This window comes from Paraburkholderia sp., from assembly GCF_035501035.1.
Classification (GTDB): Bacteria; Pseudomonadota; Gammaproteobacteria; order Burkholderiales; family Burkholderiaceae; genus Paraburkholderia.
This window is the reverse complement of record NZ_DATJWR010000309.1, coordinates 1-3,730: the sequence shown is the minus strand read 5'-3', so window position 1 is coordinate 3,730 and position 3,730 is coordinate 1. Positions and strand designations below refer to the sequence as shown.

Annotated in this window: 4 protein-coding genes; 3 read left to right on the top strand and 1 reads right to left on the bottom strand. The window is 65.5% G+C overall.

The window, feature by feature from the left end:
- The 3 genes from VMJ11_RS22635 to VMJ11_RS22625 form a co-directional block, all read left to right on the top strand.
- Nucleotides 1-643 (top strand): sterol desaturase family protein (locus VMJ11_RS22635; RefSeq protein WP_325621953.1); only part of this gene is annotated, 643 nt, incomplete at its 5' end.
- 151 nt (nt 644-794) lie between these two features.
- Nucleotides 795-1,640: an EI24 domain-containing protein gene (locus VMJ11_RS22630; protein WP_325621951.1), complete on the top strand. Its 846-nt coding sequence runs from the start codon at nt 795-797 to the stop codon at nt 1,638-1,640.
- A 52-nt stretch (nt 1,641-1,692) separates the two neighbouring features.
- Nucleotides 1,693-2,547, top strand: a complete 855-nt coding sequence (locus VMJ11_RS22625) for a competence/damage-inducible protein A (protein WP_325621949.1) — start codon at nt 1,693-1,695, stop codon at nt 2,545-2,547.
- A gap of 135 nt (nt 2,548-2,682) precedes the next feature.
- Here VMJ11_RS22625 and VMJ11_RS22620 read toward each other — a convergent pair whose 3' ends face one another.
- Nucleotides 2,683-3,147, bottom strand: a complete 465-nt coding sequence (locus VMJ11_RS22620; protein ID WP_325621947.1) for a rhodanese-like domain-containing protein — start codon at nt 3,145-3,147, stop codon at nt 2,683-2,685.
- Between the last annotated feature and the right edge of the window lie 583 nt (nt 3,148-3,730).

Sequence of the window (3,730 nt, the reverse complement as noted above, 5' to 3'; positions counted from 1 at the left end):
CAACCTCTGGCCGGGCGTGACCACGCAGCCGCTCGTGGCGTTCGCGATCTATCTCGTGGTGCTCGACCTCTTCAGCTATTGGTACCACCGGCTTTCTCATCGTTTCGGCATCTGGTGGGAGCTGCACGCGGTGCACCACAGCCAGCGCAAGATGTCGCTCTGGTGCGACGACCGCAATCATCTGCTCGACGTGCTGATGCAGTCGTGCATGTTCGCCGCCGTCGCGCTCGTGATCGGCGTGCCGCCCGCACAGTTCGTCGTGCTCCTCGCGCTCACGAACTTCGTGCAGAGCGTGCAGCATGCCAACATCCGCGTGCATTTCGGCTGGCTCGGCGAGCGCCTCCTCATGAGCCCGCGCTTTCACCGCCGCCATCACGCCATCGGCTACGGCCACGAAGGCACCACTTACGGCTGCAATTTTGGCGTGCTGTTCCCGTGGTGGGACATGATGTTCGGCAGCGCGTCGTTCAATCGTGAGATCGAGCCCACCGGCATTCGCGACCAGCTCGCAGGCGAGCACTACGGCGATGGCTTCTGGGCGCAGCAAGGCTACGCGTTTGCCCGCATCGCGCGGCGGCTGCGCTCGCGTGCTCGCACAGCCGCCGCGCAAGCCGCGACGCGTGACGACGCGACCCTCCCCTGAGCGCGGGCGCGGTGCGCGACTTTCGCCTCGATCCGCTGATCTTCTCCCGATTTACCCGCCTTGCACGCGGTGGTTTATGCTGTCGGCTTGGTCGCACCAAATTTGCCGATAACGTGTCCTTCACCCGTCCTCTTCGCCGTATTCCGCTCGCATGAATGACCTGTTGCGCTCGTTTGGACGCGCGCTCACGAGCGTGTTCCATCCCGCCATGCTGTTCCTCACCTTCGTGCCGTTTTTCGTGGCGGCGGCGGTGTGGGGCGCCGTGCTCTACGTGTTCTGGCAACCGCTGCTCGACCTCGTGCGCGGCTCGCTCGCGAACTGGCCGTCGATGGCGTATGTCTATCATCTGTTCGACGCGCTCGGCTTTAGCTGGCTGCGGGCGACGATCGCGCCGTTTCTCGTCATCATCCTGACGATCCCGCTCATCGTCATCTCCGTGCTGCTGCTGATCGTCGCGATTTCGATGCCGCGCGTGATCCGCCATCTTTCGACCCGGCAATACGCGATGCTCGAAATGCGGCGCGGCGGCAACTGGTACGGCAGCCTGCTGCATTCGCTCGTCACGACCGTCGTCTGCCTGATCGTGATGGTGTGCACGCTGCCGCTGTGGCTGCTGCCGCCATTTTTCGCGCTCATTCCGCCGTTGCTCTGGGGATGGCTCACCTATCGCGTGATGACCTACGACGCACTCGCGCTGCACGCAAGCGTAGAGGAGCGCCGCGCGCTGGTTCGCAACCATCGGCTGCCGCTGCTCGTGATCGGCGTGGTGAGCGGGTTGCTCGGCTCGCTGCCCACCGCGATCTGGGCCGTATCGGCCTGGCTGCTCGTGTTCTTCCCCGTGCTGGCGGCGGTGACGATCTGGATCTACGCGTTCATTCTGGTGTTCACGGCGCTCTGGTTCGGGCACTACTGCCTGCGCGCGCTGCAGCGCATACGCGCACGGGAAGTGCAGCAGGCGTCGAGCGACGTGAGCATCGTGCATCAGGGTCTGCCGTGAACGGAAGCCGCCCCTGACGTTCAATCATCACGACAAGTCAACGAGGCAAGACATGGCATTTGGCGTCATCATCATTGGCGACGAAATTCTCTCGGGGCGCCGCACCGACAAGCATCTGCCGAAGGTCATCGAGCTGCTCGGCGCGCGCGGGCTCTCGCTCGAGTGGGCCCAGTACGTGGGTGACGATCCCGGGCGCATCACCGAAACGCTGCGGCGCTCGTTCGCTTCGGGCGATATCGTGTTCTCGACGGGCGGCATCGGCGCGACGCCGGACGACCACACGCGCCAGTGCGCCGCCGCGGCGCTCGGCGTGCCGCTCGCGCTGCATCCGGACGCCGAGGCGGCGATCCGCGAGCGCATCCAGGACATGCACACGGGCGCCGATCCCGTGAATTACCAGTCGCCCGAGAATCAGCACCGCTTCCAGATGGGCACCTTCCCACAGGGCTGCGAGATCATCCCGAACGGCTACAACAAGATTCCGGGCTTTTCGATTCGCGATCATCATTTCGTGCCCGGCTTTCCGGTGATGGCCTGGCCGATGATCGAGTGGGTGCTCGACACGAAGTGCGCGCATCTGCATCACCAGACGCCGCATGACGAGCGCTCGCTGCTCGTGTTCGAGCTGCCGGAGTCGACGCTTACGCCGCTCATGGAGCGCATCGAGCGCGATTTCCCGGGTGTGCGCGTGTTCAGCCTGCCGAGCGTCGGCGACTCCGAGCGCGGCGGCATCTATGCGCGCCGGCATATCGATCTCGGCGTGAAGGGCGAGCCCGAGGCCGTCGCGGCCGCCTTCGTGAAGCTGCGCGAAGGCGTGCACGAACTGGGCGGCGACGTGGTGGAGCCGCCCTCGGGCGCTGCGACACCCGATCGCGAGCGGCGCAGCGGGCCGCGCGCCGGCTTCTGAACCGGCTCGACGATGCGTGCCGCGCGTGGCGGGGTTTCAGCCGGCGCAGCGGTGCATCATCGGGGTGTCATATGCGGCGCTCAGAGTGGCCCGCTGGTGAGTGGGAAGGTGAGCCGGGCCGCGCCGCGAGCGGGCTTATGCCCCGATCCAGGGCAGGCCGCGGAAACACCAGCCGGTGACGGTCTTGCGGTGTCCCTGGCCGTCCTTGTCGCCCTCGAAGCCTTCCAGCAGGTCGTAGGCGCGCGTAAAGCCGGCTTTCGCGGCTTCGATCGCGGCCAGCTTCGAGCGCGCGGCGCTGCGGCACAGGAACAGCACGGGCGCATCGGCGTCGACGGCGCTCTTGAGCTGTGCGAGGAACTCGGGGTTGGGCACGCCGCCCGGATAGCGGGTCCATTCGACGTGCGCGTACTGGCCGTCGCCGACCACGGGGCGGCCGACCCAGTCGAGCTCCGCGCGCGTGCGCACGTCGACGAGCCGCGCTCGCGGGTCGAGCTGCAGAAGCTCGAATGCCTCGGCGGGCGACACCGCGCCCGCGTAGGGCAGCTGGTTTTCGACGCGACGCTTCTCGGCCTGGGCGTACAACTGTTCGAGCGTACTCATGACAACGGATCTCCTGTTTCGCGTGGGACCAAAAAGTCATTCTAGCGCGCGAGGGCGGAGCAGGTAGGGTGCTGCCGTTGGCATCGGCTGGCTGGCTAGCCGCAGGCGGGCGCCGGGAACGGCAGCATTGAGGGCGGGGTGCATTCGATTGGTGCATGGCTGGCAATTTGCACCATAATGGAAAGAGATTCGCGCGCCAAATTCGGGATTGCACGGAATTGGTGCCGATGAGTCGCCGGGCTGGCGGCTGTATAAGTGCGCAGCGCACAACTTTTCACTCCAAGTGCGCGTCGCGAAAGGGTTTTGCGCCAGCTTGGCGCATGCATGGCACGGAAGCTGCTTTATACGTCCCGATCGATTCGCAGCCGGCCTGCCGAGGTCTGCATGGGCGGTGCCCAAGAGGGCGCGGCCGGCGAGGATCAACAAGATTGGGACGGCGGCTGCGTTCGCCGAAATCGTTAATCAGGAGAAAAGGTTATGAGTAAATCCGTGGCCGACGTCATGCAGCTCGTCAAGGACGAAGACGTCAAGTTTGTCGACTTCCGCTTCACCGACACGCGCGGCAAGGAGCAGCACGTTTCGG